Raw genomic sequence first — 26,135 nt, 5'->3', positions numbered from 1 at the left:
CGCGCGTACGTCAGCTGCCGAGCCAGGGACGGAGACCGATGAGGGGCGAAGTCTCGGACGTCACCGCCGCCACCGAGGGCAGCGGAGCCGAGGGCCGGCCGAAGCGTTCCATCGCGTCCCGGCTGACGACAGTCCTGGCCGCGCTGCTCGTCCTGCTCGCCCTCACCGTGCCGTACGACTTCGGTCGACTCAGTCCAGCGGGGTTCGTGCGGATCCCCCTGGAGGCGCTGCTGGTGGTGGCCCTCCTGCTCGCCCTGCCGTCACGTGGCAGCCGACTGGTCGCGACGCTCGCCGGCGTGGCGCTCGGCCTGCTCGGCCTGCTCAAGCTGCTCGACCTGGGGTTCTCCGCCTCCCTGAGCCGGGCGTTCGACCCGGTGCTCGACTGGGCGCTCCTCGACGAGGGGTTCGCCTTCCTCAGCGAGTCGTACGGTCGGCCCGCCGCCATCGGCGCCGCGATCACACTGGCGCTGGTGGTCGTGGGCCTGCCCACACTTGTCACGCTGTCGATGCGGCGACTGCGACGGCTGGTGGTCCGGCACCGCACCGGGACCACCCGGATCGTGGCCGCGCTGGTGGTCGTCTGGGTGGCCTGCGCCGCGTTCAACGTGCGGGTGGTCGAGGGTGTACCGGTCGCCGACACCTCCGCGACCACCCTGGCCAACGGTCACGGCTTCCAGGTGCGCCTGCGGCTCGACGACCGCGAGACGTTCGGCGCCCTGATCGAGGCCGACAGGTTCGGCGACACCCCCGGCGACCAGCTGTTGACCGCGCTGCGCGGCAAGAACGTGGTCGTCGCCTTCGTGGAGAGCTACGGTCGTGACGCCGTCGAGGACCCGGAGTTCGCGCCGCAGGTCGGTGCGGTCCTCGACCGCGGCACCAGCGAGCTGAACGCGGCGGGTTTCGCCGCGCAGAGCGGCTTCCTCACCTCACCGACCTTCGGCGGTGGCAGTTGGCTCGCGCACGACACGTTGCTCTCCGGCCTCTGGATCGACAACGACCAACGGCACCGCACCCTGCTGGCCAGTGACCGGATGACCCTCAACGGCGCCTTCCGCCGGGCGAACTGGCAGACCGTGGGCGTGATGCCCGCCGTCACCAAGGCGTGGCCGGAGGGCTCCTTCTTCGGCTACGACCGGTTCTACAACGCCAAGACGCTCGCGTACCGTGGCCCGAAGTTCAGCTTCGGCACCCCGCCCGACCAGTACACCCTTGCCAGTTGGCAGCGCCTGGAACAGGCCAAGCGCGACGGCAACGTGATGACCGAGCTGGCGCTGGTGTCCAGCCACGCGCCCTGGACGCCCGTCCCGCCGCTGCTCGACTGGGCCGACGTCGGCGACGGCGCGGTCTACCGCGGGGCCGGCGTCCGCAGGTCCGACGACAAGCGCCGCAACACCGCCCAGATCCGGGCGGACTACCGGAAGTCCATCGAGTACACACTCGGCACGCTCACCTCCTACGTGCGGACCTACGGAGACGACGACCTCGTGTTCATCTTCCTCGGTGACCACCAGCCCGCCGCTGTCGTCACCGGCGAGAACGCCAGCCGCGACGTCCCCATCTCGATCATCACCCGGGACCGGGCCGTGCTGGACCGGATCTCCGGGTGGGGCTGGCAGGACGGGCTGAAGCCCGGTCCGCAGGCTCCGGTCTGGCGGATGGACGCCTTCCGGGACCGGTTCCTGACCGCCTTCGGACCGTAACCCCGGCCACCTCCCACGGACTGGACCCAGACAGATGACGGCTACCACCGAAACCAGGATCGCCGCGCTCCGGACCGATCCGGCCCTGTCCCTGCTGCACCGCTCGCTGGACGTCTACTACGGCGATCCCGAGCGGGACGCGAGGATGGACGCCTTCTACTCCCGCTTCGTCAGCAGCGGGGACCTCGTCTTCGACATCGGCTCGCACGTGGGCGACCACATCGGCAGTTTCCGTCGCCTCGGCGCCCGGGTCGTCGCCGTGGAACCGCAGCCGCTGTGCCTGCGTGCCCTGCGGGCGATCTACGCCGACGACAACCAGGTGACAGTGGTCGACGCCGCGTGTGGCGCGCGGCCGGGGCGCACCCGCTTGCACGTCAACTCCGCCAACCCCACCGTGTCGACCGCCTCGCCCGACTTCGTGCGGGCGGCGAAGGGCGCGGGCGGGTGGGAGAGCGAGGTGTGGGATGCCGACATCGAGGTTCCGGTGGTCACCGTCGACGCGCTGATCGAGACGTACGGCGTGCCGACCTTCGCCAAGATCGACGTTGAGGGTTTCGAGGACGAGGTGCTGGCCGGCCTGAGCCGCCCACTGCCCGCGCTGTCGTTCGAGTTCACCACCATCGCGCGTGCGGTCGCCGACCGGTGTCTCGACCGCCTGACCGCGCTCGGCTTCGACGGCTTCGACGTCGCGTTGGGCGACGACAAGTCGATGACCTTCCACCGTTGGATGCCCGCGACCGACCTGGCGACGCACCTGCACGACCTGCCGCACGCCGCGAACTCCGGCGACGTGTACTGCGTGTCCGGACACCAGGCGGTCAGCACCGACAGCTGACCTCGGCACTCGTCGCCGCCCGGTCGCGGCCGCAGCCGAGCGGCGACGATCAGATGATCGGCTGCTGGTGGTGGGACGGCGCAGCGGGGGATGATCGACGTTCGTCTCGACGCCGAGCCGAGCCACGCGATCGCGGGGAAGTGGGTGACGCCGATGACCCCGACGCAGCTGCGCGCGTACGTCGCCGTGGTCCGGTTGGGCTCGGTCAAGCAGGCCGCCGCCGAGCTTCAGGTCTCCGAGTCGGCGGTGTCGCTGCACATCGCCCAGCTGCGCAAGGAGTTCGGCGACAAGCTCTTCGCCCGGACGGCGGCGGGACTCGCGTTCACCCCGGGTGGGCTGCGGCTGGCCAGTCGCGCGGCGGAACTGCTGGGTCTTCAGGACCGCACCATGCTGGAGGTCAGCGCCGCGAAGCGAGGCCGACGGTTGCTGCGGGTCGCCGCGTCGAGCCTGTTCGCCGAGTTCGCCGCGCCAGGGCTGATCGAACTCTTCGCGAAGCGGGCCGCCGACCTCGACGTCGAGTTGAGCGTGCGCAACCCGGGGTCGTTCGGGTCGCTGTTGTTGACCCGCGCCGCGGACATCGCGATCGGGCCACAGCCGTCGATCGTCGACAGCGCCATCGGCTGCCGGCCCGTGATGAACTACCGGCTCGTGATCGCCGTCGGTCCGGGCCACCCACTGGCCGGCCTGGCGGCGTCCCCGGGGCAGCTGCGGGAGCAGACCTGGCTGCTCGGGCCGTCGGCCGCCACCGAGTGGGGCGCGGTCCCGGCGCTGCTGCGCCGGCTGGCCGTACCGGACGAGCGGCAGCAGATCTTCCAGAGCCACGCGGCCGCGCTGGGCGAGGCCAAGCGGGGCAAGGGGGTGGCACCAGCCCTGGCGTTCACCGTCGCGCCGGACGTCCGCCAGGGCCAGCTCGCGCAGGTGGTGGGACCGCACGCGACCACGGAGGCGGTGTGGCACGCACAGGTGCTCGCCACCCCCGGTTCGATGTCGGCCGCCGAGGAGCTGTCGCGATTCTCGTCGACGCCGCGGGCGATTCAGGCGATGATGCGCGGCGCGGGCGTCAGCGTCGGCCACTTCCGGCCGTCGGTGCACGTGACGCTCTGGAGCTGACGGGCGACGACCAGCAGATCCTGGAAGGTGCCGGCCGGCAGCATCCGGTCGCAGTAGGGGAGTGCGGCGGCCATGCCGCCGACCCGGGGGGCGAAGCCGGGTGCGCCGGCGCGGGGATTCAACCAGACGACCCGGTACGCGCGGCGGCTCAGCCGGGCCATCACCGCCGCCAGGTCGGCGGGGGGATCGCTGTCCCAGCCGTCCGACCCGATCACCACCACCGCCCCGCGGACGGCCTCCGCGTGGTGGGAGGTGAGCAGGGCCCGCAGGTTCGTGGCGATCCGGGTGCCCCCGTACCGGTCGGTCACGGCGACGCTGGCCTGCGCGACCGCCTCGGCCGCCGAGGTGTGCCGGAGCACCACTGTGAGCCGGGTCAGCGTCGTGGCGAACGCGAACACCTCAGCGTCGGCGACCACCGCGAACGCTCGCATCAGATGCAGGTACGCGGTCGCCTGCGTCCGCATCGACTCGCTGACGTCACAGAGCAGCACGACACGGCGGGGCCGTCGTACCGGGCGCGCGCGGACGACCTCGACGGGCTCCCAGCCGGTGCGCCGGGCCCGGGCGATGGTGGCCCGCAACGCGATTCGGGCACCGGCCGAGCCGACGGTGTGCCGCCGGGTGCGTCGGGTCGGCCAGCCAGCGACGGCCGCGCGCAGGGCGTCGCCGAGTTGCGTGACCTGCACGGCGTCGAGTTCGTCGAACGGACGGTCGGCGGGCCCGGTGTGGGCGCTCGGGCGCCGCTCGGGCAGTCGCAGCGCGGTGTCGTGTGGGGATGACTCCGCGACCGCAGGCGGCACTGTCGCCCACGGCAGGCCGCCGCCCGACCCCGCCTCGTCGGTGTCGGCCGGTACCCGGACGTACACGTCGTCGTGGCCGTCGGTCCGGGGGGCGGACCGACGCGACCGGGGCAACGGTGGGGGATCCGCGAAGATCGCCGCGAAGATCTGGTCGAACGCGGGCACGTCGGTGTGCCGTCGCACCAGGCTGATCCGGGCGGTCCAGTAGAGCGACGACATCGAGTCGGGCGGGCTGGCGGCGAGGGCCCGGACGAAGTCGTCGACGGTGGTCAGCCCGCACGGGACGCCGGCTCGGCGCAGCCGCCCGGCGAGCGCCACAGCGAACGCGGCCCGGTCGACGCCACGCAGCACGACCGGGCTCACCGGCGCGCGACCAACCAGGTGATCACCGCGCCGACCGCGACAAGACCCACGAGCACCGGTACGAGGCGTTTGGTGACCGACCCGCCGGCGATGCTGAGCAGGTCGAGCGCCTCCGGCTCGGCAGTCGGCGCAACACGCACGCCGTCGGCCGACGGCTCAACGGCCGACGCTCCGACGGCGGTCGGCGCGACCGGCGGCGGCGAAGCGGGTCGTGGCGAGACCGACGACGTTCCGTCGGGTGACGGGGTGACCGGTGACGGCTCGACGGGCGAGGGTGCGACGGCGGCGGTGCTGGGCGTGGTCGCGACCGCCGTGGCGGACGCGGCCGGAGTCGGCTCGGGTGGCGCGGCGGACGCCGCCGGGGTTGACTCGGACGTCGCCGGGGTTGGCTCGGGTTGCGCGGCGGACGTGGCCGCCACGGGGTCGGCGTTCGGGTGCGGGGCCGGCGGTTCGGCGGCCAGCTTGGCCTCCAGGTTGGCGACGAACTGGGCCAGCAGCTTGCCCGACACCTCCTTGATCATGCCGCTGCCGAACTGGGCCAGCTTGCCGGAGATCTTCAGATCGGTGTCCACACTGACCAGCGTCCGGTCGCCGTCCGGCCGCAGGTGAGCGGTGACCAGCGCGGACGCGGTGCCGGTCGAGCGGGCGTCCCGGCCCTTCGCGTCGATCACCCCGCGGTGCGCCGCGTCGTCCTTCTCGACGAACCGAGCCGTGCCCGCGAACTCCGAGACGACCGGGCCGACCTTCACCCGCACCCGGCCCTGGTAGACGTCGCCGTCGACGCCGGTCAGCTGGGCGCCCGGCAGGCACGGCGCGAGCCCTTCAAGGTCGGTGAGCACCGCCCAGGCCCGTTCGATCGGGACGGTGACAGCGAACTCGTTGGTGATCTTCATGGCTGACTCTCCTGGTAGGCGCCGAGCGCGGCGGCGACCACGGCGCGGTCGTCGGGGGTCTTGGCGATGGTGCCGACGGTGTGCGCCACGCCGTCGGCGGCCAGGTCGGTGACGCCCAGCACGGACAGCGCGCCCACCCAGTCGATGGTCTCCGCCATCCCGGGCGCCTTCTCCAACTCCCGGTGGCGTACGCCGCCGATGAACTGCACGGCCGTCTGGATCAGCGGTTCGGTCGCGCCCGGTACGGCCCGGCGGACGATCTCCACGGCGCGGGCCGGCTCGGGGAAGTCGATCCAGTGGTACAGGCAACGGCGGCGCAGCGCGTCGTGCAGTTCCCGGCTGCGGTTGGAGGTGAGCACCACGACCGGTGGGGTGCGGGCGGTGAAGGTGCCGAGTTCGGGGACCGTGATGCCGGCCTCGCCGAGGAACTCGAACAGCAGCGCCTCGAACTCGTCGTCGGCCCGGTCGATCTCGTCGATCAGCAGCACCGGCGGGACCGGCCCACTGTGGCGTACGGCCCGCAGGATCGGCCGTTCCTGGAGGTACTCAGCGCTGAACAGGTCGGCGTCGCTGAGCCGCGTGTGGTGTGCCTCGGCGAGTCGGATCGCCAGCAGTTGCCGCTGGTAGTTCCACTCGTAGAGCGCCTCGCTGGCGGTGAGCCCCTCGTAGCACTGCAACCGGATCAGCGGTGTCTCCAGCGCGCGGGCCAACGCCTTCGCGGCGGCGGTCTTGCCGACTCCCGGCTCGCCCTCCAGCAGCAGGGGCCGACCGAGGCGCAGGGCCAGGAACAGGGCCATGGCCATGCCGTCGTCGACCAGGTAGTCGACGGCGTCGAGGCGGTGCCGGACGGCCTGGGCGTCCTTCATGCGTCGCCCGCCAGCAGGCGCTCGTAGTCGGCCCGGGTGTCCACGTCGATCGGCACCGGCCCGTCGACTGTCACCTCGGTCACCGGATGGCGTCCGGAGTGCAGCAGCTTCCAGACGGCCTTGTCGCCGTGCAGGTCGTACAACTCGGGCAGCACCTCTCGGCCGAAGCGGAAGGGATGGCCCAGGCCGTCCGCGTACCGGCACACGGCCAGCGGGGTGGTCGCCGCGGCGACCCGGCGGACGTCCACGGCGCGGACGCCGGGCTGGTCGCCGAGGAGCAGCACGAGCGCGTCGGCGCGCGGGTCCACCGCGCGCGCGGCGATGCGCACCGACGACCCGCAGCCGGTGCTGAACGCCGGGTTCTGCACGACCTGGCACCCGGTCAGGTCCACCCGGTCGCGGATGTCGCCCGCCGCGCCGCCCACTGTGACGAGCAACTGGTCGAAGCCGCACGAGCGGGCCAGGTCGAGGGTGGCGTCGAGCAGCGTCCGCCCCCGGTACGGGAGCAGTTGCTTGGCCTCGCCGAGTCGCACCGATGCGCCCGCGGCGAGCACCACGCCGGTCAGGAACACCTGTCACGCCGCCGTGTAACTCGCGAGGCAGCCGGCGCAGCAGAACCAGAAGTCCTGCCCGTCCACGCGCGCGTGCGGGGTCTCCGCCCCCACCAGCACTGTCATCCCGCACACCGGGTCGACGGCCTGCTGCGGTCGGGCGGCGGGCGCGCCGGAGGCGGGGGCCAGTCCGTCCACCCGGATGGCCCGGACCACCTCACCCATGATCGCCAGAGCGATCTCCGCTGGCGTCCGCGCGCCTATCTCCAACCCGGCGGGGGTGTGGACGCGGGCGCGTTCCGCGTCGGTCAAACCCAGTTCGTCGAGCAGAGCTGCGCCACGCTTGCCGCTGGCCACCAGCGCGATGAACCCGACGCCGGCGTCGAGCGCGGCCCGGATCGCCTCCGGCTCGCCCTTGCCCAACCCGGCCACCACCACAGCGGTGCAACCGGTGCTGTCGTCGGCCGCGACGACGTCGAAGTCGAGGAACGCGGCGAGGGTCGCCACGGCAGCGCTGATCGGGGTGTCGCCGACCACGCGCAGTGCCGGGGTCGGCAGCACCGGCCGGAGGAAGACCTCGATCGCCCCACCGGAGTGGCACGGGTTGACCACCACCCGCGCCCCCGGCGTCTCCGGGAACGGGGTCGCGCCCTCCGGCAGCACCCGCAGCAGCAGGGCGGTGCCGTCGCGCAGCGCGTCGAGGGCGGCGGCCCGCACCGAACTCTCCGCACACACCCCGCCCACGAAGCCCTCGATCGAGCCGTCGGACCGGATCACCGCGTCGTCACCCGGTCGGGCCGACGTCGGGTCCTGCGCGCGGACCACTGTGGCGTGGACGAACGGTTCCCGGGTGACGGTCAACTCCCGGGCGCGTTCGGCGATGGTGGTCATCCTCGGCTCCTCAGATCGGCGGCCGGGCCTGGCCGCGCATCGCGTCCCAGACCCGCGACGGCGTCAGCGGCATGTCGGCGTGGCGGACGCCGAAGGGCTTCAGGGCGTCCACGACAGCGTTGACGATCGCGGGCGGCGACCCCACTGTGGCGGACTCGCCCACACCCTTCGCGCCGATCGGGTGGTGCGGCGATGGCGTGACGGTGAAGCCGGTCTCCCAGTCGGGAACCTCCAGCGACGTCGGGATCAGGTAGTCCATCAGGGACGCGCCGAGGCAGTTGCCGTCCTCGTCGAACGCGATCATCTCCATCAGCGCCATGCCGACGCCGTCGGTCAACCCGCCGTGCACCTGCCCCTCGATGATCATCGGGTTGATCCGGGTGCCGCAGTCGTCGACAGCGATGAACCGTCGCACCGTCACCTGCGCCGTGCCGGGATCGATGTCCACCACGCAGATGTACGCGCCGTGCGGATAGGTCAGGTTCGACGGGTTGTAGCAGATCTGCGCCTCCAGGCCACCCTCGATGCCCTCGGGCAGGTCACCCGCGCCGTGCGCGCGCAGGGCGATGTCCTGGATGGTGACGGACCTGCCCGGGTCACCGGCGACGCGGAACGCGCCCTTTTCCCACTCCAGGTCGGCGACGGACACCTCCAGCATCCCCGAGGCGATGATCCGAGCCTTGTCGCGGACCTTGCGGGCGACCAGCGCCGCGGCGGCGCCCGAGACGGGTGTCGAGCGGCTGCCGTACGTGCCGAGGCCGAACGGGGTGTTGTCGGTGTCGCCGTGCAGCACCTCGATGTCCGCCGGGGGAATCCCGATCTCCTCTGCGACGATCTGCGCGAACGTCGTCTCGTGCCCCTGACCCTGCGACTGCACGCTGAGGCGTACCACGGCCTTTCCGGTCGGGTGGACGCGCAGCTCGCAGCCATCCGCCATGCCCAGCCCGAGAATGTCCATGTCCTTGCGCGGCCCGGCGCCGACGGCCTCGGTGAAGAACGCGATGCCGATGCCCATCAGCTCGCCCCGGGCCCGCTTCTCGGCCTGCTCGCGGCGCAACTCGTCGTAGCCGGCCATCTCCATCGCCAGCCGCATCGTCGGCTCGTAGTTGCCCGAGTCGTACACCCAGCCGGTCTTCGTGGTGTACGGGAACTGCTCCGGCTGGATGAAGTTCTTCAACCGCAGCTCGGCCGGGTCCATGCCGAGTTCGTCGGCGAGGCAGTCGACGATCCGCTCGACCAGGTAGACGGCCTCGGTGATCCGGAATGAGCAGGCGTACGCGACGCCACCGGGCGCCTTGTTGGTGTAGACCGCTGTCATCTTGCAGTAGGCGGCCTCGATGTCGTAGCTGCCGGTGAAGACCCCGAAGAAGCCGGCCGGGTACTTCACCGGGGCGGCGGTGCCGTTGAACGCGCCGTGGTCGGCCAGCACGTTGGTGCGGATGCCGAGGATCCGGCCGTCGCGGGTCGCGGCGATCTCTCCGCGCATGATGTAGTCCCGGGCGAACCCCGTGCTGATCAGGTTCTCCGAGCGGTCCTCCATCCACTTCACCGGCTTGCCGGTGACGATCGAGGCGACGATCGCGCAGACGTACCCGGGATAGATCGGCACCTTGTTGCCGAACCCGCCGCCGATGTCCGGCGAGATCACCTGGATCTTGTGCTCGGGCAGGCCCGCCACGATGGCGTAGAGGGTGCGGTGCGCGTGCGGGGCCTGGGTGGTCGACCAGAGCCGCAGCTTGCCGTCGACCGCGTCGTAGTCGGCGACCGCCCCACACGTCTCCATCGGCGCCGGGTGCACCCGGGGGTAGACGAGGTCCTGACTGACCACCACGTCGGCGCGGGCGAAGACCGCCTCGGTCGCCGCCTCGTCGCCGGTCTCCCAGTCGAAACAGTGGTTGTTCGTCTTGCCGTCCAGGTCGTCGCGGATCAGCGGCGCGTCCGGCGCCAACGCCCGGCGTGCGTCGATCACCGGGTCGAGCACGTCGTACTCGACGTCGATCAGCTCCAGCGCGTCACGGGCCGCGTACCGGTCCTCGGCGACGACGAACGCCACCTCCTGGCCCTGGAAACGCACCTTGTCGGTGGCGAGCACGGCCTGCACGTCGTTGGAGAGCGTCGGCATCCAGGCCAGGTTCTGCTGCGCCAGCATCGCCCCGGTCACCACCGCCTTTACCCCGGGCGACGCCTCGGCGGCGCTCGTGTCGATGCTGACGATCCGGGCATGCGCCACCGGCGACCGGAGGATCGCGAGGTGCAGCATGCCGGGCAGTTGGACGTCGTCGACGTACCGGCCACGACCGCGCAGGAACCGCGGGTCCTCCTTGCGCAGCATCCGGCCGTACCCGACGGGCTTCTGGTCGTTGTCGTGGAACGTGTCCACGCGCTCGTGCACGGTGGTCATGCGACGGCCTCCGCGGGCTGGCCGGCGTTGTCGATCTCGCCGGCCTCGGACGATTCGGTGGTCTCGGTGACCTGCGTCGCGGCCTGCGCCTCGGCCACGGCGGCCCAGCGGACCGAGCGCACGATGGTGGCGTAACCCGTGCACCGGCAGATCTGACCCGAGATCGCCTCCCGGATCTCCGTCTCACTCGGGTCGGGGTTGCGGTCGAGCAGCGCCCGCGCGGTCATCATCATCCCGGGCGTGCAGAAACCGCACTGCAGACCGTGGCACTGCATGAACCCCTGCTGGATCGGGTCCAGCTCCGCGCCCTTGGCGAGACCCTCGACGGTACGCACCTGGTGGCCGCCGGCCATCGCCGCGAGCACCGTGCACGACTTCACCGGCTCGCCGTCGAGCCAGACCACGCAGGTGCCGCAGTTGCTCGTGTCGCAGCCCCAGTGCGTGCCGGTCAGACCCAGCACGTCGCGCAGGAAGTGCACCAGCAGCAGCCGGGCCTCGATCTCCCGGGTGACCTCGACGTCGTTGACGGTCATGGTGACCTGCATGCTCAGCTCCTCGCCCGTTCGACGGCCCGGCGCAGGGTCCGCCGGGTCAGCTCGGCGGCCAGATGCCGCTTGTACTCCGCGCTGCCACGCTGGTCGGTCACCGGGTCGCAACTGTCCGCCGCGATCGTCCCGGCCTGCTCGTAGAGGCTCTCCGAGGGTTCCTGCCCGCGCAGCGCCGCCGAGATCGCCGGGATGCCCGTGGTGTTGGGCCCGACGGCCGCGAGCCCGACCCGGGCGTCGACGATCGCGCCGCCGTCGAGCCACACCGCCGCACCGGCCGACACCACGGCCCAGTCGCCGGCCCGGCGCTCGACCTTGGCGTACGCGCTGCCACAGCCGGGCCGTACCGGCAGCCGGATCTCGACCAGGATCTCGTCGTCCGCGACGGCCGTCTCGTACGGCCCGACGTGGAACTCCTCCATCGACACGACCCGCTCCGCGCCGCCCGGACCACGGATCACGCACCGCGCGTCCAACGTCGTGCAGACCGCCGACAGGTCCTCGGACGGGTCGGCCTGGCACAGCGAGCCGCCCAACGTGCCCCGGTTGCGCACCACCGGGTCGGCGATCACCCGTTCGGCGTCGGCGAAGATGGGGAACGCCGCCGCCAGCACCGGCGATTCGAGCAGCTCCCGATGCCGGGTCAGCGCACCGATGCGGACCTCGTCGGGGCCCGCCTCGACGTAGCCCAACTCGCCGTGCAGGTCGTTGATGTCGATCAGATAGTCGAAGTTGGCCAGCCGGAGCTTCATCATCGGCAGCAGGCTGTGCCCGCCGGCGATCAGGCGGGCCGTCCCGCCCAACCGCTCCAACAGGCTTATCGCATGGTCCACACTGGTGGCTCGCTCGTACTCGAACGGTGCCGGCACCTGCATGTCGCACCTCCGCGGTCCGGCAAAATCTCTGCCCGGCGGTGGTCAAAGTCAACGGCGACCTAAGCAACTGCTTAGGTCGCCGTTGACGGTGCCGTGGGGGCTCGCGGATCGTGCGGCCATGCGGGACATCGTCGACGGGCTGACGACCTGGCGTGCGGCCGGCGTCGCGTTCGCCGTCGCGACCGTCGCGCGGACCTGGCAGTCCGCGCCCCGGCAACCCGGTGCCGCGATGGCCGTCTCGGTGCACGGTGAGGTGCTGGGCAGCATCTCCGGCGGCTGCGTCGAGGGCGCCGTCTACGAACTCTGCCGGACCGCGATCCGAACCGGCGCGGCACACACCCAGACCTACGGCGTCAGCGACGACGACGCGTTGGAGGTCGGCCTGACCTGCGGTGGCACCATCCAGGTCCTGGTGCAACCGAGCGTCGCGATGACCGAGCTCGACGAGGTCCTCGCCGCGATCCGCGACGGCCGCCCGGTCGCCACCGCGTCGGTCGAGAACGCCCAACTGGTGATCTGGCCCGACCGGGTCGCGGGCAGCCTCGGCACACCCGACCTGGACGACGCGGTGGCCCGGCAGGCGACCGGGATGCTCGCCCTCGGCGTCACCGGCACGATCCACCTGGGTCGGCAGGGGCAGCAGCGCGGCGACGAGGTGGCCGTGTTCGTCCAGTCGTACGTGCCGCCACCCCGGATGATCATCTTTGGTGCGATCGACTTCGCCGCCGCGATGGCCCGGATCGGCACGTTCCTCGGCTACCACGTCACGGTCTGCGACGCCCGCCCGGTGTTCGCCACCCGTGCGCGTTTTCCCGACGTCGACGACCTCGTCGTCCGCTGGCCGCACGTGTACCTGGAGTCGACGACAGTCGACGACCGCACCGTGCTCTGCGTCCTGACCCACGACCCCAAGTTCGACGTGCCGCTCCTCCAGGTCGCCCTCCGCACCTCCGCCCGCTACATCGGCGCGATGGGCAGCCGGCGTGCGCACGACGACCGGATGCGCCGGCTGCGCGAGGCGGGCGTCCCGGAGAGCGCGCTGGCCCGCCTCTGCTCGCCGATCGGGCTGGACCTGGGGGCGCGGACGCCGGAGGAGACGGCCGTGGCGATCGCCGCCGAGATCACCGCCCAGACCTGGGGCGGCTCGGGCCGCCCGCTCAGCGACCTGGCGACCCCGATTCACCACACCTGACACCAGTCGGGGACACCACGACTCATCGACGCGGCTTAAGATCGGCAGCCGTAGATGACGTCTGTTGAAACACGGGGGTTTCGATGGAATTCCGACAAGGTCTTGCCGCACTGACGGCGGTGGCTTCGGTGGTGGCGAGCGTGACCACCCTGCCCTCGACCGCCACGGCCGTGGAGGCGGTCGAGGTGGGCCCGCCGTGTGTCCGCGAGAATCTGCGGGTGCCCGCCGGGTCGTGGCAGGCCATCAAGGTCCACCACGCCGACCCCAGCGGCCGGTTCCAGATCGCGTACGCCACTGACACCGACTGGCGCGAGTACGTCATCCGGTGGGACAACGGCGTGCCGACCAACCTCGGCACGCCGGCGGGCTCGCTGAGGGAGGTCAACGAGCAGGGCGACTTCGTCGGCAACACGTCCTCCGAGGACGGGCTCTACCGCAGCGCCGCGTGGCGGTATTCGGACGGGCAGGTAACCGCGCTGCCGGGTCTGCCGGGCAGCGTGCAGACCATCGCGAGCGCCATCGCCGGGGACGGCACCGTGGCCGGATGGGTACGGTCCGCCGACGGGCAACCGACGGCGGTGACCTGGGCGCGGGACAACACCGTACGGGCACTGCCCGGCTCCGGCGACAGCCGGGCGATCGATGTCGACGCCGACGGCACCGTCATCGGCTACCTGGCCGACAAGCCGGTGCGGTGGGCGCCCAACGCCCAGCCGGAGATCCTGCCGGGCTACGCGCCGGGCCCAGACACCTTCTGGGACCTGACCGGGATCAGCGCCGGCGTGGTGGTAGGCGAGGAACACACCGGGTCCAGCCAGCTCGCTCTGCTGTGGGCACCCGGAACGGCCCCGGCCCTGCTCGCCCAGGCGGCGGTGCACGCCGTCAACGCGCGTGGCTCGGTGGCCTACGAGCAAGTTTACGAGAACAAGCAGTGGCTCCGGCAGAACGGCGTCGACCGTACGTTGCCGTTCGGGCCGTCACCCTTCTCGATCGCCGACATCACTGGGCTCACCGATGACGACATCGCGTACGGCAACCACTACTCGACCCCGGTCCGATGGATCTGCGCCTGACCCCGGCCGCTCCGCAATGCACCGGATACGGCAGAGGCCCAGGTCGAACCTCCGACCTGGGCCTCTGCCGTATCCGCCACGCGCACTCAGATCATGCGCAGGACCAGCGCCGTGGAGACCGCCAGCTCACGATCGAGCACCTCCGACAAGCAGCACGAGGGCGACGCCATAGGTGGCCATGACGAGACCGTGCCACGTCGGCGGGAGCATGTCGACGACGATCCCTCACGGCGCACCGGATCGAATAACCTCCACGGATGGACCTTGACGATCTTCCGCTTGCCGAGTTCGCGTTTCCGGGGCCGCTGCGCGACAAACTCGTGGGCGCGATCCTGTCCGGGGCGAAGACATCGACGACCGGCCTGCTGGCCGGGTACGAGCGCGCCAACGAGCCGCTGCCCGAGGTGGGCCAACTGTCCGCCGTGGTGGACTCCGCCGGCCGGCGGGTCGCCGCCATCGAGCTGACCGACGTACGGGTGGTCCGGCTCGCCGACGTCGACCTGACACACGCCCTGGCCGAGGGGGAGGGCGACGAGTCGGTGGCGCAGTGGCGTGCGGGACACGAGGCGTTCTGGCACAGCGCCGACGTGCGCGCCGAACTGGGCGACCCGGACTTCACGGTGAACGACGACACCCTGGTGGTGACCGAACGCTTCCGGCTGGTGCACGTCGTCTGAGCGGCCCGTCCGCTGTGGACCGACAAGCGGCGGGCCACGTGGTCGTGCAAGGTCACCTATGCTCGGCGCGTGATCCCCCCGGCACTCGAGATCCGTGGCCTGGTCAAGACCTTCGCGGCGCATCGCGCGGTGGACGGCATCGATCTGACCGTCCACCCCGGCACCTTCCACGGCATCGTCGGGCCCAACGGCGCCGGCAAGTCCACCACCATCGGGATGGCCGTCGGCCTGGTCACTCCGGACGCCGGGCAGATCCAGATCCTCGGCCACGACGCGCTGCGCGACCGCGGCCTGACCCGCGCGCTGACCGGAGTGCTGCCCGACGGCCTCGACTTCCCGGAACGCCTCACCGGCGCCGAACTGCTGCGCTACAGCGCCGGTCTGCGTGGGCTGCCCCGGGCCGCGGCCACCGACCGTGCCGCCGAACTGATCGACGTGCTCGGCCTGACCAAGGGCGCCGGCACACCGCTGGCCGACTGCTCCACCGGCACCCGCAAGAAGCTCGGCCTCGCCCAGGCGCTGCTGCACGCGCCCCGGCTGCTCGTGCTCGACGAACCGTTCGAGGCGGTCGACCCGGTCTCCGCGGCCACCATCCGCCAGGTGCTGCGCCGGTTCGTGGCCGGCGGCGGCACCTGCGTGCTGTCCACCCACTCGATGCTGCTCGTCGAGCAGATGTGCGACGAGGTCACCGTGATCCATCGGGGCCGGGTGGTCGCCGCCGGGCCGGTCGCCGAGGTCGCCGCCGGCAGCAGCCTGGAGGACCGGTTCGTCGAGTTGGTCGGCGCCGAAGCCTCCGGCAGCGCCGGTCTGGACTGGCTGACCGGGGCACGATGAGCACGCAACTGACCGCGCCCGGCCAGCTGGGCGGCACCCTCGGCGCGATCGCGGTGCCGGCCCGGATGCGCGCGACGATGCTGCGTCGCTCGCTGCGCGAGCACCCCGGACCCACTGTGGCCGGCCTGGTCGGTCTGCTCGCCGCCGCCTGGTTGATCCGGTACGCGCTCCGCGGCGACCAGCACACCCTCGGCCTGCTCGCCGGGGCGTGGGTCCTCGGCTGGATCGTGTTGCCGCTGCTGCTCGGCGGCGGGCGCGGCCGGGTCCGCCCGGCCCACCTACGGTTGGAGCCGATCGGCGGGGTCCCGGCCGCGATCGGCCTGCTCGCCGCGTCGGCGATTGGTATCGGCCCGGCCGTCTCGCTGGTGGCACTCGCCGCGCTGCCGGTGCACGCCGCCCGGTACGGCACCGTCGCGGTCCTCGTCACCGCCGGCGGCGCGGTGCTGCTCTGGCTGCTCGGGCTGGTCGGCTCGGCCATCGCGCTGGAGGTCGTCGGCCACGCCGGAGGTCCGGCCGGGGCGCTGCTCACCGGCGTCTTCACCGGCACGGCGATGGGTGTCGCCGGGTCGCTCTGGGCGGTCTTCCCGTGGGTATCGGTAGTGCTCGTGGCAGCGCCGGAGGAGGTGGTCCGGGCCATGGCCTACGTGCCGAGCGCCTGGCCGGTCTCCGCCGCGTCAGGGCCAACCGGGCAAGGGGCGCGCCTGATGGCGACCCTGGTGGGCATCGTGGCGCTCTGCGCCGCCGCGTACATCATGCTCGTGCGAAGGGTGATCACGGCGGGCGTGCCGTTCCGGCCGCGCGGGACCACGTCGGCGTCACCGGCAGCGGCTCAGCGCGAGTGGCTGGGGTGGGTGCCGGCGGCGACGCGGGCGGTCGTCGGCCGTGAGCTGCGGGCCTGGGTGCGGCATCCGTTGCGGTTGCAGTATCTGGCGTTCGCGGTGGTGTACGGGGCGCTGCTCGCCGGACTGCCGCTGTTGTCCGACGTGGACCTGCTGCTGCCGTGGGCCGGACCGCTGGCCGTGCTCGGCGCGGCGGCGATGTCGGCCGGCCTGGTCGGGCTGGACGGCACCGCGTTGTGGCTGCCGCTCAGCACGCCGGGCGGGGAACGGGCCGAGGTCCGGGGTCGGGCCCTGGCCTGGTTGGTGCTGGTCACCCCGATCGGCGTGCTGCTCACCGTCGTGGGCATCCTCCTTGCGCCCGACGTCGACCCGCTGGCCGCGCTCTCCACACTGCCGGCTCTGCTCGGCGCGGGCGCGTCGGTGCCGGTGTGGGTGTCACTGCTGCGGGTACGGCCGGTGGCCGACCCGCGGCACCCCACCTCGGCCGATAACCCCACCGACATCGTCAGCGTGCTGGTCGCCACCGGGTCGGGGCTGGTAGCCGCCGCGCCGGTGCTCGCCCTGGTGATCTGGGGCCCATCGGGAGTGGCGCCGCTGCTGCCACTGGTCGGGCTGCTCAGCGGCGCCGCGGCCTGGCGGGGAGGCCTCTGGTTGGCCGACGAACGCCTCACCCGACGCGGGACCGACGTGCTCGCCGCGGCCGGCCGGCGGAGCCGGCCCCCGGAGGCGGTGCTCCCGCTGACCTGGGACGCGCAGTGGTACCGGGAGAACAAGCCGACAGCGTGGGCGCTGGGGTTGCTGACGGTGGGGTGGATCCCGGTGATCCCGCAGGGGGTGATGCCGCTGGCGTTCGGAATCGACAGCGGGTGGATCGTGGCGGGTCACCTGAGCGGGAGCGCGCACACGGCGGTGGGGTTGGCGATGGTCGGTCTGGGCGTGGCGATGCTGCTCACCGGCCTGGTGCTGTGGGATCGCCGGCCACGGCCAGACGGCTCCTGAGCCACAGCTCTACCAGAGCCCGAGCTGGCCCTCGACCTCATCCGTATGCGGCTCGCGTAACTGCCAGAGCCGGACCACCCCGAGGCGGGCGTCGTGCGTCATCCACCGTCCATGCCCACCGGCGGAACAAATCGAGTTCTGGGGCATGTCGATGCCGTAATCCATAACGGTCTGCGGGCGCAGCGTGCGGGTGGAAAGCAGGAGATGCTGCTCGGCGTCACCCTGGTCGGTCGCGACGCCGACCATGACCCAGTCGTCGGATACGACGGCCGCGGCCTCGTACATCCGGTAGTCGTCGGAGTCGCCGAACTCCGGCATGTCGTCGTAGCGGCGCTCTACCCGGGCACTGTCGTCGGCGACATCGCGTATCGCGATCCGGCCGCTGCCGTGCGGCATGGAGAGATAGAAGCTCCCGCTGGCGTTGATGTCGGCCAGGCAGCCGTTCATGGTCCGCCCGGCGACCAGCCGCCGATCGCCAGTCGTCCAGCGGTGACTGAGACAGGTCTCCGGCCCCACCGCGATGTGCAGCCCGACGTGCTGTCGATTGACGTCCAGGATGAATGTGGCAGAGCCTTCGACGGTCTGAAGGCGCCGCCGGTCGACCTCGTCACCGCCTCCGGACGTGTCCAGCACGACGAGTTGGTCGCCAGCACCGTCGGGCAGGAACAGCCAGAGAAGGCCGTCCCCGGCCAGGTGGCAACGTGGCCGGGGCCAACCCGTCGACAGGACCCTGCCGTGCTCGACCGCCCACCGGACGCGGCCGTCGGCGCTGCGGACCTGCACCTGTCGTGGTCCCACGAGCGCGAAGCACGACCCGTCCGGAGCCACGCCGACCGCCAGGATCGGGTCCGTGTCGGCGGGCTCCCACGCCAGCGCGAGGGTCAGGTCCGAGTGCAACACGCGCAGCGAGCGATGGCTCCACGCCAGCAACCCCGTACCGGTCAGCCACTCGACGAAGGTCGGCGGCGTCATCACTGTCTCGGCGATCAGCAACGGGCGCACGGCCGTGAGCCTACGCACGACGAGAAGCTGCGGCGGTACTCGTTGGGTTGTAGCCATGGGAGCGGATGATGCCGTCCGGCATGCTGAGGGCATGATTGAGGAACTGAAAGATCCTTCCGCCTCGCCCGGCGACACGGTGTCAGCTTCGCCACCAGTGATCTCAGTGATGCTGATCGTCGACGATGCAGATGCTGCGGTTGCCTGGTACAAGACTGCACTGGGCGCGACAGAACTCTGGAACCTTGGTGGCGTGGCCGGCCTCGAGATCAGTGGCGCCGCCTTCTTCCTCCATGAGGTCAATCCCGAGAACCGCACAGAGGCCAGTCCCGGCCAGACCGGCGTCACAACTACCCGCATCGAGGTGTTTGCCGACGATCCCGACACCTTCATCGAGCGCGCCGTCGCCGCGGGCGCTGTCGCCGAAGCGGGAATCGAAGATCACCACGTGCCCTGGGGGACGCACCGTCAAGGTGGCTTCACGGACCCGTCCGGCCACAAGTGGTCCGTAGGCGACAGGTCACCCCTCAGCCCGTTCCCACGCTGATCGGGGCCGTCCCTTCGACTGCGACACGCCGAAACGGCTTGCGGCCCTCCGCAGGCGTTACAGCATCGCCAGAGGGGCCAGGGGTACGCCGTCGACGCCGTCGAGCCTCATCAGCTCGCCCACTCCAGATCCTTCTCCGTTCAATGGCATCTCGAACCGCCACGACTCGCGCGTCATCTGCGGTTGGAGCTGCGTGGACAGGTCACCCTTGCCCTGACACCGCTTGCGGAGGCGCTCGTACGCGGCGTCGCGGTCCTCGAATTCGATCGACTTCGCCGTGGGGAGTGCCCGGACGGCCGTCTCCACGGCGGCCCGTTGTTCGTCGGTCGCCGACGACGTGAGCCGGACGATGACGCCGATCCGCGATGGCCGGGGGTCGACGTCCGCGATCCTGAGCGCCACGTCCTGCACGCCGTCGGCCTCGGCCATCACCAGTTCGACCGCCTCGGCGATCGACGGGTCGCTGACGGTGGCGTGAAGAAGCTCCGGCAGGTACTCCGGCTTGAGGGCCGCCAGCAGGTCGGGCTGGTCCTTCAGGTCCGCCTTCTGGCGCTCGTACGCCTGCTCGCGGGTTTCGAGGGACGCCTCAGTGACACTTGGCATGGACCGGAGTTGCTGCTCCACGCTGCCCTTCTGCGCCACCGTCACGTCGTTGTCGAGGAAGACGGTCAACGCCACGTCCCCGGGCTCCTCGGGTTTCGAGGTGCAGGCGGGAAGGGCCAACAGGACGACGAGTGACAGTAACGGTGCTCCGCGGCGCATGGGCGAAGATCGTAGCCATCACTCCCGCGCATCGCCGCCCCTGAACAGCGGACGTCGCCGCCGCTGGGAAGTCGTCAGGATCTCAGTGCCGTGGCTGGTCTTCGTAACCTGCGTCCGACAGACTGCGCGGTATGGGTGATCGTTGGCGCCGCTGGGCGTGGGTTGGTGTGCTCGTCATCGGGCTGATCCTCTATGTGGCGGTGCTGCGCACCCTGGTCAGCACCAAGAATCCGAATTTCGTACCGGCGTTGATCCTGCTCGGGGCGACGCTGGTGCCGCTGACGTTCCTGACGTTCGCACAGGCCCGGACCGGGCGGTGGCAGGTGCCGGCGTCGGTGCTGGTGACGTCGGCGTTCTTCGGTGGTGTGATCGGCACGGTGGTCGCCGGCACCCTGGAGTACGACACCCTGCGCGGCCTCGGCACCCTGCCGATGTTGTTCGTGGCGCTGATCGAGGAGTCGGCGAAGCTGATCGTCCCGGTGATCCTGCTGTTCACGGTGGTGGCCCAGCATCGTCGCCGGGTGCCCTCCGACGGGCTGATCATCGGCATCGCCGCCGGCATGGGGTTCGCCGCACTGGAGACGATGGGCTACGCGTTCAGCGCGCTGCTGAGTTCCCAGGGCAACATCGGTGCGGTGGAGCAGACGCTCTTCATCCGGGGTCTGACGGCGCCCGCCGGTCACACCGCCTGGACCGGGCTCACCGCCGGCGCGCTGTGGGCGTTGCTCGCCAGCCCGAGCGTTACTCGGCTCTTCGGCTTCATCGGCACGTTCCTGGGTGTCGTCGTCCTGCACACCCTCTGGGACACGTTCTCCGGTTCGCTGGTCTTCGTCGTGTTGGCGATCATCAGCATCGGCTGGCTGTTCTGGGAGCTGCGCCGGTACCGGACCTTCGGCGAGCACCCCGTCGGTCAGCTCCAACCGCACTGACCACCGCCGTACCCCGTGCCTCTCCCGGCCTGCACGAATGGGCCGGGGGAGGCATGACTGTTCGTGATCCCGCTGCGACCGGACCGGCACCTCATCTAACGTCAGAGTGTTCATATTTGGCGGGGTTGGTCGGGAAGGTGCGGCAATGGGGGTGCGCAGCTGGTTCGAGGGCTGGCCGGTCTACCGCCAGCTCACCGGCACCGACCCGCTCGGCCGGGGTGCTGCGGCGAAGTCCGACGGGTCCCGCACGCTCACCGCCCGCACCGACACCGCCGATTCGATGGCCCGGTCCGTCTGCCCGTACTGCGCCGTGGGTTGTGGTCAGCGGGTGTTCGTGAAGGACGGCCAGGTCAGTCAGATCGAGGGTGATCCGGACAGCCCGATCTCGCGGGGTCGGCTCTGCCCGAAGGGTTCGGCGAGCAAGAGCCTGGTGACCAGTCCGCTGCGGCAGACCACTGTCCGCTACCGCCGGCCGTACGGCACCGAGTGGGAGGACCTCGACCTCGACACGGCGATGAACATGATCGCCGATCGGGTCCTGGCCGCCCGGGACGAGACCTGGGAGGACGTCGACGCCGAGGGTCGACCGCTCAACCGGACGCTGGGCATCTCCAGCCTGGGTGGGGCGACGCTGGACAACGAGGAGAACTACCTCATCAAGAAGTTGTTCACCGCGGCGGGCGCGTTGCAGATCGAGAACCAGGCGCGCATTTGACACTCCGCCACCGTCCCCGGTCTGGGGACCAGCTTCGGTCGTGGCGGCGCCACCCAGTACCAGCAGGACCTGTCGAACTCCGACGTGATCGTCATCCAGGGTTCGAACATGGCCGAGGCGCACCCGGTGGGCTTCCAGTGGGTGATGGAGGCCAAGCGTCGGGGCGCGAAGGTCTTCCACGTCGATCCGCGCTTCACCCGCACCAGCGCGCTGGCTGACTCGTACCTGCCGATCCGGGCGGGCACGGACATCGCGCTGCTCGGCGGGGTGGTGCGCTACATCCTCGACAACGAACTGGACTTCCGGGAGTACGTCGTCGCCTACACCAACGCCGCGACGATCGTGACCGAGGAGTACGCCGACACCGAGGACATGCACGGCCTCTTCTCCGGATTCAACGACGACAACGCCACCTACGACCAGGCCAGTTGGCGGTACGAGGGCCACCCGCAGGACCAGGCGACCCGCGACAGCGAGACGCAGCGGGAGACCGCGGCCGGGCTGGAGCACGAGTCGCACGGCGCGCCGGTCGGCGGCGAGACCGAACGTGACGAGACATTGCAGCACCCGCGCTGCGTCTACCAGATCCTCAAGCGGCACTTCTCCCGCTACACCCCGGAGATGGTGGAACGGGTCTGCGGCATCCCGCAGGAGAAGTTCCTCGAACTGGCCCAGGCATGGACGGAGAACTCCGGCCGGGAGCGGACCGGCATGCTCGTCTACTCGGTGGGCTGGACGCAGCACAGCGTCGGCGTGCAGTACATCCGCACCGGCGCGATCATCCAGCTGCTGCTGGGCAACGTGGGCCGGCCGGGGGGTGGGGTGATGGCCCTGCGCGGGCACGCCAGCATCCAGGGGTCCACCGACATCCCGACGCTGTTCAATCTGCTTCCGGGCTACCTGCCGATGCCGCATCACGCCGAGCACCCGACCCTGGACAAGTGGGTGGACAGCATTGCGCACCCCGGGCAGAAGGGCTTCTGGGGCAACGCCCGCACCTACGGCGTGAACCTGCTCAAGGCGTACTGGGGTGACGCGGCCACAGCCGAGAACGACTACTGCTACGGGTACATGCCGCGGATGACCGGTGACCACGGCACGTACCAGCAGGTACTCAACATGATCGACGGGAAGATCAAGGGGTACTTCCTGCTCGGGCAGAACCCGGCGGTCGGCTCCGCGCACGGCCGCGCGCAGCGCCTGGGCATGGCCAACCTGGACTGGCTGGTCGTCCGTGACCTGTTCATGATCGAGAGCGCCACGTTCTGGCAGAACGCACCGGAGATCGAGACTGGCGAGATCGCGCCCGAGAAGTGCCGCACCGAGGTGTTCTTCCTGCCCGCCGCCTCGCACGTGGAGAAGGAGGGCACCTTCACCCAGACCCAACGGCTGTTGCAGTGGCGGGAGAAGGCCGTCGAGCCACCAGGCGACGCCCGCTCCGAGCTGTGGTTCTTCTACCACCTCGGCCGCATCATCCGGGAACGGCTGGCGACGTCGACGAAGCCGCGCGACCGTGCGCTGCTCGACCTCGCCTGGGACTACCCCACGCACGGCCCGCACGTCGAGCCGAGCGCCGAGGCGGTGCTGCGCGAGATCAACGGGTACGACGTGGCCACCGGCCGGCCGCTGGCGTCGTTCACCGAGATGAAGGACGACGGCTCCACCGTCGGCGGTTGCTGGATCTACACCGGGGTGTACGCCGACGGCGTCAACCAGGCGGCCCGCCGCAAACCCGGCTCGGAGCAGTCCCTGGTGGCGCCCGAGTGGGGTTGGGCGTGGCCGGCGAACCGGCGCATCCTCTACAACCGCGCCTCCGCCGACCCGGACGGCAACCCGTGGAGTGAGCGCAAACGCTACGTCTGGTGGGACGCGGACAAGAGTGAGTGGACCGGCTACGACGTGCCGGACTTCGAGAAGACCAAACCGCCGTCCTACCGACCGGCGCACGACGCCTCGGGTGTGGCGGGCATCGCCGGCGACGACCCGTTCATCCTTCAGGGCGACGGCAAAGGCTGGCTGTACGCGCCCACCGGTGTGCTCGACGGACCGATGCCCACCCACTACGAGCCTGTCGAGTCGCCGGTGCGCAACCCGCTCTACCGGCAGCAGGCCAACCCGACCCGCAAGGTGTACACCCACCCGATCAACACGTTGAACCCGAGCCCGCCGCAGGAGCACAGTCACGTGTTCCCGTACGTGTTCACTGTCAGCCGGCTCACCGAGCACCACACCGCCGGCGGGATGAGCCGCAACGTGTCGCCCCTGGCCGAGTTGCAACCCGAGATGTTCGTCGAGGTGTCGCCGGAGTTGGCGGCCCTGCGAGGGTTGAGTCACCTGGGCTGGGCCCACCTGGTCACCAGCCGCGCGGCAGTCGAGGCGAAGGTGCTGGTGACCGACCGCGTGACGCCGCTGCGAGTGGACGGCCGGATCATCCACCAGGTCTGGCTGCCGTACCACTTCGGCTACGAGGGTCTGGTGACAGGCGATTCGGCAAACGACCTGTTCGGCATCACCCTCGACCCCAACGTCCTGATTCAGGAGAGCAAGGTCGGCACGTGCGACGTCCGGCCCGGACGACGCCCGAGAGGACAGGACCTGTTGGACCTCGTCGTCGACTACCGGCGGCGGTCGGGGAACCTCGTCCACCGCTACCCACCGATGGTCACGACCGACGTCGCCGACAGCAGCAGCGACCAGGAGGCCTGACCCATGCCCCACGCCAACGCCCTGTACGGGCCGCTGGACCCCGCACCGGACGCCGGCTACGAGAACCCGCCGCCGCGGATGGGGTTCTTCACCGACACCAGCGTCTGCATCGGCTGTAAAGCGTGCGAGGTGGCCTGCAAGGAGTGGAACGGCGTCCCCGAGAGTGGGCTCGATCTGCTCGGCATGTCGTACGACAACACGGGCGCGTTGACCGCCAACTCGTGGCGGCACGTCGCGTTCGTGGAGCAGCCCCGCTCGGCCGGCTGGGCGACTCCGGCGTTCGCGGGGGACCCGGACGGGCCACCGATCAGCCCGGTGACGGCGGCGATCGGCGCGCGTACCGCCACCGACACCGGCACGGATCCCGGCCTGGACACCGGCTCGCCCGCCGCGGCGGCCCGCATGTCGGGCGGCCCGGAGTTTCTGGGGATGCCGGGCGGGCAGCCGCCGGGGAGGGGCTCGGGCGCGGAGGGACGGACGGATTTCCGTTGGCTGATGATGTCGGACGTCTGTAAGCACTGCACCCACGCGGCCTGCCTGGATGTCTGCCCCACAGGTTCCCTGTTCCGCACGGAGTTCGGCACCGTGGTGGTGCAGGAGGACATCTGCAACGGCTGCGGTTACTGCATCTCCGCCTGCCCGTACGGCGTCATCGATCAGCGCAAGGATGATGGTCGGGCGTGGAAGTGCACGCTGTGCTACGACCGGCTCGGGGTGGGGATGACGCCCGCGTGCGCGCAGGCGTGCCCGACGGAGTCGATCCAGTACGGGGAACTGGACGAGTTGCGGGAGCGGGCTGCCGCGCGGGTGACGAAGCTGCACGAGCGGGGAGTGCCGGAGGCGCGGCTGTACGGGCACGACCCCAACGACGGTGTCGGTGGTGATGGTGCGTTCTTCCTGCTGCTGGACGAGCCGGAGGTGTACGGGCTGCCACCGGACCCAATCGTGACCACCCGCGACCTGCCGGCCATGTGGAAGCGTGCCGGCCTGGCGGCGATGACGATGGCGGTCGCCACGGCTGTCGCGTTCCTGGGCAGGCGGCGATGACCCGCGGCGGCGAGCAGCTCACGGTGCCGCCGGCCGAATTCGCCTCCTATTACGGCCGGCCGGTGCTGAAGGCGCCGGTGTGGAAGTACGACATCGCCGGCTACCTGTTCACCGGAGGCCTCGCCGCGGGAAGTGCGCTGATCGGCGCGGGCGCCCAACTGACCGGACGACCCGGGCTGCGCACTGTGGGCCGTTGGACGGCCCTCGGCGGCGTCGCCGCCAGCACGTACCTGCTGGTCCACGACCTCGGCCGGCCGGCCCGCTTCCATCACATGCTCCGGGTGGCCAAGGTGACCTCGCCGATGTCGGTCGGCACCTGGATTCTCGCCGCGTTCGGCCCGCTGGCCGGCGTGGCCGCGGTCGCCGAGCTCGCGCCGCTGCTCCCGCAGCACGGTGTGCTCGGCCTCGCCCGTCGGATCGCACCGCCCATCGGCAACGTCGCCGGCCTGGCCGCCGCGGCCACCGCGCCGGCGCTGGCGACGTACACCGGGGTGTTGCTCGCCGACACGGCAGTGCCGTCCTGGCACGACGCCTACCCGTCGCTGCCGTTCGTCTTCGCCGGCAGCGCGCTCGCCGCCGCGTCCGGGGTCGGACTGATAGCGGCACCAGCCGCGGAGACCGCCCCACTGCGACGACTCGCCCTGGCCGCCGTGGCCATCGAGCTGGGCGGGGGGCACCGGCTGGAGCGGCAGGGCCTCACCAGCGAGCCCTACACGCACGGACGCAGCGGCCGGCTCGTCAGGGCGGGACGCGCCCTGCTGGCCGTGGGTACCGCCACCGCTCTGCTCAGCCGCCGCAGCCGGATCCTGTCGGCGATCTCCGGCGCCGCCCTGGTGGCATCGTCGGTCGCCACCCGGTTCGGCGTCTTCGAAGCGGGACGGGTGTCGGCACGCGATCCGAAGTACACGGTCGTGCCGCAACGGGAGCGGCTCGCCGAGAACCGGTCGACCACCCAGCTCTGAGCGGATCGGCGCAACGGAAGGCGC

The 26,135-nt window shown here is 71.1% G+C and carries 22 protein-coding genes and 1 pseudogene; 13 read left to right on the top strand and 10 right to left on the bottom strand.

From position 1 onward, the window contains the following. Nucleotides 1–38: 38 nt before the first annotated feature. The 3 genes from IW249_RS28325 to IW249_RS28315 all read left to right on the top strand — a co-directional run bounded on the left by IW249_RS28325 (nucleotide 39) and on the right by IW249_RS28315 (nucleotide 3,645). On the top strand, nucleotides 39–1,700 hold the full coding sequence (locus IW249_RS28325) for a sulfatase-like hydrolase/transferase (protein WP_196923554.1): 1,662 nt from the start codon (nucleotides 39–41) through the stop codon (nucleotides 1,698–1,700). 34 nt (nucleotides 1,701–1,734) lie between these two features. Further along, entirely contained in the window at nucleotides 1,735–2,535 is an 801-nt protein-coding gene (locus IW249_RS28320; protein WP_196923553.1) for an FkbM family methyltransferase, read from the top strand. 90 nt (nucleotides 2,536–2,625) lie between these two features. After that, on the top strand, nucleotides 2,626–3,645 hold the full coding sequence (locus IW249_RS28315; protein WP_231392681.1) for a LysR family transcriptional regulator: 1,020 nt from the start codon (nucleotides 2,626–2,628) through the stop codon (nucleotides 3,643–3,645). Here IW249_RS28315 and IW249_RS28310 read toward each other — a convergent pair. Genes IW249_RS28310 through IW249_RS28275 form a run of 8 tightly spaced genes read right to left on the bottom strand, consistent with a single transcriptional unit; the run spans nucleotide 3,570 to nucleotide 11,830 of the window. Next, on the bottom strand, nucleotides 3,570–4,808 hold the full coding sequence (locus tag IW249_RS28310; RefSeq protein ID WP_196923552.1) for a vWA domain-containing protein: 1,239 nt from the start codon (nucleotides 4,806–4,808) through the stop codon (nucleotides 3,570–3,572). The two genes, IW249_RS28315 and IW249_RS28310, sit on opposite strands and share 76 nt — an antisense overlap. Beyond that, nucleotides 4,805–5,701 (bottom strand): SRPBCC family protein, encoded by an 897-nt coding sequence (locus IW249_RS28305; protein WP_196923551.1) that lies wholly within the window; start codon nucleotides 5,699–5,701, stop codon nucleotides 4,805–4,807. The genes IW249_RS28310 and IW249_RS28305 overlap by 4 nt, the downstream gene beginning before the upstream one ends. Beyond that, nucleotides 5,698–6,567: an AAA family ATPase gene (locus IW249_RS28300; protein WP_196923550.1), complete on the bottom strand. Its 870-nt coding sequence runs from the start codon at nucleotides 6,565–6,567 to the stop codon at nucleotides 5,698–5,700. Before IW249_RS28300 ends, IW249_RS28305 begins: the two co-directional genes overlap by 4 nt. Beyond that, entirely contained in the window at nucleotides 6,564–7,139 is a 576-nt protein-coding gene (locus tag IW249_RS28295; RefSeq protein ID WP_196923549.1) for a nucleotidyltransferase family protein, read from the bottom strand. The genes IW249_RS28300 and IW249_RS28295 overlap by 4 nt, the downstream gene beginning before the upstream one ends. Nucleotides 7,140–7,142: 3 nt before the next feature. After that, on the bottom strand, nucleotides 7,143–8,009 hold the full coding sequence (locus tag IW249_RS28290) for an XdhC family protein (protein WP_196923548.1): 867 nt from the start codon (nucleotides 8,007–8,009) through the stop codon (nucleotides 7,143–7,145). Between the two features lie 10 nt (nucleotides 8,010–8,019). Beyond that, nucleotides 8,020–10,410, bottom strand: a complete 2,391-nt coding sequence (locus IW249_RS28285; RefSeq protein WP_196923547.1) for an aerobic carbon-monoxide dehydrogenase large subunit — start codon at nucleotides 10,408–10,410, stop codon at nucleotides 8,020–8,022. After that, a complete protein-coding gene (locus tag IW249_RS28280; RefSeq protein ID WP_196923546.1) occupies nucleotides 10,407–10,955 on the bottom strand; it encodes a (2Fe-2S)-binding protein in 549 nt (182 codons plus the stop codon). The genes IW249_RS28285 and IW249_RS28280 overlap by 4 nt, the downstream gene beginning before the upstream one ends. A gap of 2 nt (nucleotides 10,956–10,957) precedes the next feature. Continuing rightward, on the bottom strand, nucleotides 10,958–11,830 hold the full coding sequence (locus IW249_RS28275) for an FAD binding domain-containing protein (RefSeq protein ID WP_196923545.1): 873 nt from the start codon (nucleotides 11,828–11,830) through the stop codon (nucleotides 10,958–10,960). A gap of 118 nt (nucleotides 11,831–11,948) precedes the next feature. Between IW249_RS28275 and IW249_RS28270 the strand changes: the two genes are divergently transcribed. The 5 genes from IW249_RS28270 to IW249_RS28250 all read left to right on the top strand — a co-directional run bounded on the left by IW249_RS28270 (nucleotide 11,949) and on the right by IW249_RS28250 (nucleotide 17,444). After that, the gene (locus IW249_RS28270; RefSeq protein ID WP_196923544.1) at nucleotides 11,949–13,022 is read left to right on the top strand and encodes an XdhC family protein; all 1,074 of its coding nucleotides are present in this window, start codon (nucleotides 11,949–11,951) and stop codon (nucleotides 13,020–13,022) included. An 83-nt stretch (nucleotides 13,023–13,105) separates the two neighbouring features. Continuing rightward, entirely contained in the window at nucleotides 13,106–14,095 is a 990-nt protein-coding gene (locus IW249_RS28265; protein ID WP_196923543.1) for a hypothetical protein, read from the top strand. A gap of 257 nt (nucleotides 14,096–14,352) precedes the next feature. Further along, the gene (locus tag IW249_RS28260; protein ID WP_196923542.1) at nucleotides 14,353–14,772 is read left to right on the top strand and encodes an ASCH domain-containing protein; all 420 of its coding nucleotides are present in this window, start codon (nucleotides 14,353–14,355) and stop codon (nucleotides 14,770–14,772) included. Between the two features lie 69 nt (nucleotides 14,773–14,841). Further along, nucleotides 14,842–15,606: an ABC transporter ATP-binding protein gene (locus IW249_RS28255; RefSeq protein WP_196923541.1), complete on the top strand. Its 765-nt coding sequence runs from the start codon at nucleotides 14,842–14,844 to the stop codon at nucleotides 15,604–15,606. Further along, nucleotides 15,603–17,444 carry a hypothetical protein gene (locus IW249_RS28250; protein WP_196923540.1) on the top strand — a complete coding sequence of 614 codons (1,842 nt, stop codon included), beginning with the start codon at nucleotides 15,603–15,605 and terminating at the stop codon, nucleotides 17,442–17,444. The genes IW249_RS28255 and IW249_RS28250 overlap by 4 nt, the downstream gene beginning before the upstream one ends. 9 nt (nucleotides 17,445–17,453) lie before the next feature. On the opposite strand, the gene IW249_RS28245 is transcribed toward IW249_RS28250, so the two are convergent. Next, nucleotides 17,454–18,446: a hypothetical protein gene (locus tag IW249_RS28245; RefSeq protein WP_196923539.1), complete on the bottom strand. Its 993-nt coding sequence runs from the start codon at nucleotides 18,444–18,446 to the stop codon at nucleotides 17,454–17,456. Between the two features lie 91 nt (nucleotides 18,447–18,537). On the opposite strand from IW249_RS28245, the gene IW249_RS28240 reads away from it, so the two are divergent. Next, a complete protein-coding gene (locus IW249_RS28240) occupies nucleotides 18,538–18,990 on the top strand; it encodes a VOC family protein (RefSeq protein WP_196923538.1) in 453 nt (150 codons plus the stop codon). Between the two features lie 57 nt (nucleotides 18,991–19,047). Here IW249_RS28240 and IW249_RS28235 read toward each other — a convergent pair whose 3' ends face one another. Beyond that, the gene (locus tag IW249_RS28235; RefSeq protein ID WP_196923537.1) at nucleotides 19,048–19,752 is read right to left on the bottom strand and encodes a permease-like cell division protein FtsX; all 705 of its coding nucleotides are present in this window, start codon (nucleotides 19,750–19,752) and stop codon (nucleotides 19,048–19,050) included. 131 nt (nucleotides 19,753–19,883) lie between these two features. Between IW249_RS28235 and IW249_RS28230 the strand changes: the two genes are divergently transcribed. The 4 genes and pseudogenes from IW249_RS28230 (at nucleotide 19,884) to nrfD (ending at nucleotide 26,111) form a co-directional block, all read left to right on the top strand. Continuing rightward, nucleotides 19,884–20,681 carry a PrsW family intramembrane metalloprotease gene (locus IW249_RS28230; RefSeq protein ID WP_196923536.1) on the top strand — a complete coding sequence of 266 codons (798 nt, stop codon included), beginning with the start codon at nucleotides 19,884–19,886 and terminating at the stop codon, nucleotides 20,679–20,681. 145 nt (nucleotides 20,682–20,826) lie between these two features. Further along, a pseudogene (gene fdh, locus IW249_RS28225) lies at nucleotides 20,827–24,075 on the top strand (formate dehydrogenase); the annotation flags it as partial. Nucleotides 24,076–24,105: 30 nt separating this feature from the next. Then, a complete protein-coding gene (locus IW249_RS28220; RefSeq protein WP_196923534.1) occupies nucleotides 24,106–25,149 on the top strand; it encodes a 4Fe-4S dicluster domain-containing protein in 1,044 nt (347 codons plus the stop codon). After that, nucleotides 25,146–26,111 (top strand): NrfD/PsrC family molybdoenzyme membrane anchor subunit, encoded by a 966-nt coding sequence (gene nrfD / locus IW249_RS28215; RefSeq protein ID WP_196923533.1) that lies wholly within the window; start codon nucleotides 25,146–25,148, stop codon nucleotides 26,109–26,111. Before IW249_RS28220 ends, nrfD begins: the two co-directional genes overlap by 4 nt. Nucleotides 26,112–26,135 lie beyond the last annotated feature (24 nt).

This window comes from Micromonospora vinacea (assembly GCF_015751785.1).
In the GTDB taxonomy this organism is placed as follows: Bacteria; Actinomycetota; Actinomycetes; order Mycobacteriales; family Micromonosporaceae; genus Micromonospora; species Micromonospora vinacea.
This window is presented reverse-complemented; position numbering and strand designations above follow the sequence as displayed.